The following is a 4,972-nucleotide window of genomic DNA, read 5'->3' as shown; positions in this document are numbered from 1 at the left end:
TTTGGTTACTTTCTTTGGCGAGACAAAGAAAGTAACTCGCCCGCCGGGGCGAATTCCCGGCTCCTGCGCCACCCAACCAGCAAGGCCAAAACAAAGCCCCCCGTGGCAAGCCACCCCAAGAACAACCCCAAACCAAAGCCCCAGTGCCCAGAGGCAGAGAGAGCAAGCCACCCCCGTGCAGCATCACGCAGCCCTCACCACCAGATTCCCGAAGCCATCCACCTCCGCCCCAAACCCCGGCTCCAGCCACACCGTGGTATCCGCCTGCTCCAGAATCGCCGGCCCGGCGATGCGAGTGCCCACCGGCAACCCGAGCCGTGCATAGCGTGTCGCCTCGTGCCACCGCCCCTCGTGGAACACGCGCTGCGTTCCCAGCGACTCTGCGTTGCCCAGACCTTCCGGCGCCAGCACCCCCAGATCGAACTTGGGCCGCACTCCGATCCGCGCATACCGCAGATTCATCCCCCGGACAGGAATGCCGTCCAGCACGCGCCCGAAAGCAGCCGCATAGGCCGCTTCGAATGCCTGCCGAATCGCCTCCCGCGTCAGCGCATCCGCATCCGCCAGCACCACCGGCAGCGTATGCGTCTGCCCCGCATAGAGCATGTCCAGCGCGATCACCTCCCGCACCGCGTCGAAGCGCACCCCGGCAGAGTCCAGACGCTGCTGGCACCCCTGCGCCAGCTCCATCACCCGGCGACGAAGCGCATCGACATCCAGCGCATCGAGCGCCTGGTTCAGCGTCTGCACCGCGTCGTGCCGCATGTCCGCGATCACGCACCCCAGGGCCGAGGTCACGCCGGGATAGCGCGGCACGATCCCGGTCGCCACGCCCACCTCGCGCATCATGGCGCACACATGCAGCGCCCCACCCCCGCCGAAGGGCATGTAGGCAAAGCGCCGCGGGTCATGGCCGCGTTCGATCGACACCAGCCGGATCGCGCCGGCCATGCGCGCATTGGCCACGGTCAGGATCGCCTCGGCCGCCGCGTGCACCTCCAGCCCCAAGGGCCGCGCGACGTGCGCCTCGATGGCCTGGCGCGCCTTGTCGGCGTCGAGCGCCGCCAGCAGCCCGCCGCCCAGCGGACGGTCCGCAGCAATGCGGCCCAGCAGCACGTTCGCATCCGTCACGGTCGGCCGCATGTTGCCGCGCCCATAGCACGCCGGCCCCGGCACGCTGCCCGCCGACTCGGGTCCCACCTGCAGCATGCCGCTCGCGTCCACCGACGCGATGGAGCCACCGCCCGCGCCGATGGTCTCGATCTGGATCATGGGCGAACGGATCACCATGCCGAACTCGATCGCGGTCTGGGCCGCCAGCGCCGCCTCGCCGTTGGCGATCAGCGAGACGTCGAAGGAGGTACCCCCCATGTCACCGGTGATCGCGTTCGGAAAGCCGGCCGCGCGCGCGATCTCGGCGCAGGCGATCACGCCAGCCGCCGGGCCCGACAGCGCGGTGCGCACAGGCAACTCGCCGGCCGTGGCGCGCGACATCACGCCGCCGTTGCTCTGCACCACCAGCAGCTCGCCGCCGAAGCCCTGGTCGCGCAGATCCCCCTCCAGCCGCGCGAGGTAGTCGCCCACCACCGGCTGCAGCGCGGCATTGAGCGTCGCGGTGGAACAGCGCTCGAACTCGCGGATCTCGGGCAGCACCTCGCTGGCCGCGGTCACATGGGCGTTGGGCCACAGCGCACGCACCGCAGCCACGGCGCGCCGCTCGTTCTCCGGATTGGCGTACGTGTTGATGAAGAACACGCAGATCGCCTCGCAGCCCTCGTCCAGCAGCGCGCGCGCCTGCGTGCGCACCTGCTCCAGGTCCACCGGCGTATGGATGCTGCCGTCGGCCAGCACCCGTTCGTCCACCTCGCGGCGCAGGTGGCGCGGCACCACCGGCACGAAGCTGCCGCGCAGGCCCCAGGTCTGGGGGCGGTCGCGCCGCCGCATCTCCAGCACGTCGCGAAAGCCACGCGTCGTGAGAATGCCGGTCCTGGCCACCTTGCGCTCCAGCAGCGCGTTGGTGCCGACGGTGGTGCCGTGCACGATGGTGGCGATGCCGGCCGCCGAGTCCGCCACGCGCCGCACGCCGTCCATGAAGCCGCGCGCTTCCTCGCCGCGGGTGGAGGGCACCTTGACGATGCGCGCCGTGCCCTCGGCTTCGTCGAGCACGAAGAGGTCGGTGAAGGTGCCGCCGACATCGACGCCGACGACCAGACGCCCGGCCTTGTTCTTGTCTGCTGCGTTCATGCTTCGCTTTCCTGGCCGGTGCCCTCGTCACCCACATAGCCCATCGCGCGGTCCCGTTCCCGCGCCTCGCGGGCCCGCTCGGCCGGTGGCCCCCAGCCACCCCCACCGGGGGTCTCCAGCCGCACGCGATCGCCGCGCACGAGCCGGATGCCACGCATCTTCGACACCATCGGCGGCACATGCCACGCGCCCGCGTTCTGATAACGGAACACGTTGAGCGCCCCGGCCCCGCCGCCCGCGATCCCCTTGGGCGGCGAACTCCCGCGCTCGCCGAAGACGAAGACCTCGGCGTCCTTCTCCAGCAGCTCGATCTCGTAGACCGCGCCCAGCCCGCCACGGTACTGGCCGTCGCCGCCCGAGCCGCTGCGCAGGCTCCACTCGGTGAAGCGCACCGGATAGGCCGCCTCCAGGATCTCCAGCGGCGGGATGGTGGCGGTGGAGATCGGCGCATTGCCGTGCGACAGGCCGTCGCCGCCCGCATGCGCGCCGTGGCCGCCGCCGAAGAAGCTGAACATCACCCAGCGTTGCCCCTCGCGCCCGGCGTCGCTGCGGTGCCCTGCGATCGACAGCGCGTTGATGGTGCCGTAGGCCTGCGCCACCGCGCGCCGCGGGTCGGCCTGGGCGGCGGCGCTGAAGATCACGTCGATCATGCGCAGGATGGTCTCGGTGTAGCCGCCCATCGGGCGCGGACGCTCGGCGCTGATCACCAGCCGGTCGGGAATCCGGAAGTCCACCGCATCCAGCACGCCCGCATTCGCCGGCACGTCCGGGAACAGGTGCTTGAGTGCCACGTAGCAGGCCGCCACCGCGGTCGCGCGCGAGATGTTGACCGGCCCTGCGCACTGCGGTGAACTGCGCGAGAAGTCCAGCGACAGGCGCTCGCCGGCGACCGTCATGTCCAGCGCGATGGTCAGCGGCTCGGGCGTGATGCCGTCGTTGTCGAGCTGGTCCTCGAAGCTGTAGCAGCCGTCGGGCAGAGAGGCGATGTGCGAGCGCATGAGCTTCAGCGCCCGGCCGCGCAGCTCGCCCAGGGCCTGCAGCACCAGCACATCGCCGTACTCGTCGAGCAGGCCATGCAGCCGCCTGGCGCCCAGCTCCAGCGCGGCCAGCTGGCCGTTGAGGTCGCCCCACAGGCTTTCGGGCAGACGAGTGTTCGCGCGCAGGATGGCGAGCACGTCCTCGTCGAGCGTGCCACCGCGCACGATGCGCACCGGCGGGATCTGCACCGCCTCCTGCCAGCACTCGGTGGCCGCGGGGTTGTAGTTGCCGGGCACCGCGCCGCCCACGTCGTGCCAGTGCGCGGCCGAGGCCATGTGGCACCACAGCCGGCCGTTGCGGAAGAAGGGCCGCACCAGCTTGAAGTCGTTGGCGTGCGTGCCGCCGTCGTAGGCGTCGTTGCTGATCCAGATGTCGCCGTCCTGCATGCCGCCGCGCGCCTCGGCCGCCTTGGCGGTGGCGCGCACCGCGAAGGCCATGGCGCCGACGAACACCGGCAGACCGGACTTGCCCTGCACCAGGGTGTCGCCGGTGTTCGCGTCGTAGAGGCCGTGGCAGGCATCGTGCGCCTCCGCGATGATGGGATTGAAGGCGCTGCGGTAGAGGGTGGCGTCCATCTCGTCGGCCACCTGCTCCAGACGGCCGCGCAGGACGGCCAGAGTGACGGGGTCGAGGGCGTCGGGCACGTGCTCGGTCATGTTTTGGGTTCCTTGAAGCGCTGCCGCAGCTGCGCGAGCAAGCCGCCGGCGCGCACCATGTCCATCAGAAAGCCGGGCACCGGCTCGCAGGCGAGCACACGGCCATCGGCGGCCTGCAGGGCCGGGGACTGCGTGTCGAGGGAGACCTGCTCACCGTCCTGCAGCGATTCGGCCTCGGCGCAGGTCAGCAGCAGCAGGCCCAGGTTGAAGGCGTTGCGGAAAAAGAGGCCGCTGTACGAGGGCGCGATCACCGCCGTCACGCCCAGCTGCACCAGCACGGCGGCCGCCTGCTCGCGCGAGGAGCCGATGCCGAAGTTGGGGCCCGCCACGATCACGTCGCCCGGGCGCACCTCGCGCGCGAACTCGGGGCGTACGGCTTCGAGGCAATGCTTTGCAATGATGTCGATGCCGTGCTTCATCGCGTGGCCGGGGGCCAGGGCGTCGGTGTCGATGTCGGCGGCCAGGCGCCAGACGCGGTGGGTGGTCATCGGTGGGGCCTTTGGGAGAGGGGTCTGGGGCTCTGCTTTGGCGTTGTTCTTGTTTTGGCTTGGACTTGGCGTTCGGGGCTTTGTTTTGGCCTTGCTGGTTGGGTGGCGCAGGAGCCTTGAATTTGCCTCTTGGGCCTTTGTTTTGGCCTTGCTGGTTGTTTGGCGCAGGAGCCGGGAATTCGCCCCGGCGGGCGAGTTACTTTCTTTGTCTCGCCAAAGAAAGTAACCAAAGAAAGGCGACCCCACTGCGCGTGTCCCTCCGCTTCGCTACGGGCAACCTGCGGTGCTCGCACATCCGGCCCCGCCGCAGAACTCGCTACGCGCCCTTCGGGCGCTACGCTCAAACAGCTGCGGCGAGTCAGCTCACGAAGCACGCCTGTCCTTCGGCAGGCGTGCGGGCCGGATGCACTGCGCTCCTCGGCACGCGCAGAGGGGATGGAACTCCAACGCGCCATGGCGCGTACTTGTGTGGGGGGTGGGGGAGTCAGTGCAGTGGATCTCCACGCACGTTGCGCCAGCTCATGCGCCGGGGGCTTCGTCAACTGA

Annotated in this window: 3 protein-coding genes; all 3 read right to left on the bottom strand. The window is 70.0% G+C overall.

What is annotated here, in order from left to right; translation table 11 throughout:
* Nucleotides 1-183: 183 nt before the first annotated feature.
* From ABEA07_RS20475 to ABEA07_RS20465, 3 genes are read right to left on the bottom strand one after another with little or no spacing between them, the layout of a single operon-like run.
* On the bottom strand, nt 184-2,244 hold the full coding sequence (locus ABEA07_RS20475) for a hydantoinase/oxoprolinase family protein (protein ID WP_345540139.1): 2,061 nt from the start codon (nt 2,242-2,244) through the stop codon (nt 184-186).
* Complete coding sequence (locus ABEA07_RS20470) at nt 2,241-3,938, bottom strand: hydantoinase B/oxoprolinase family protein (protein WP_345540138.1); 1,698 nt, start codon at nt 3,936-3,938, stop codon at nt 2,241-2,243. Before ABEA07_RS20470 ends, ABEA07_RS20475 begins: the two co-directional genes overlap by 4 nt.
* Nucleotides 3,935-4,426 (bottom strand): LeuD/DmdB family oxidoreductase small subunit, encoded by a 492-nt coding sequence (locus ABEA07_RS20465; RefSeq protein ID WP_345540136.1) that lies wholly within the window; start codon nt 4,424-4,426, stop codon nt 3,935-3,937. Before ABEA07_RS20465 ends, ABEA07_RS20470 begins: the two co-directional genes overlap by 4 nt.
* Between the last annotated feature and the right edge of the window lie 546 nt (nt 4,427-4,972).

The organism is Variovorax defluvii (genome assembly GCF_039541515.1).
GTDB classification, from domain to species: Bacteria; Pseudomonadota; Gammaproteobacteria; order Burkholderiales; family Burkholderiaceae_C; genus Variovorax; species Variovorax defluvii.
Note: the sequence above shows the minus strand (reverse complement) of the source record. Positions and strands in the feature narration are given on the sequence as shown.

Excerpts from the sequence above, each read along its gene's own strand:
- ABEA07_RS20475 (WP_345540139.1), bottom strand. The coding sequence starts at position 2,244 with ATGAACGCAGCAGACAAGAACAAGGCCGGGCGTCTGGTCGTCGGCGTC.
- ABEA07_RS20465 (WP_345540136.1), bottom strand. The coding sequence starts at position 4,426 with ATGACCACCCACCGCGTCTGGCGCCTGGCCGCCGACATCGACACCGAC.
- ABEA07_RS20470 (WP_345540138.1), bottom strand. The coding sequence starts at position 3,938 with ATGACCGAGCACGTGCCCGACGCCCTCGACCCCGTCACTCTGGCCGTC.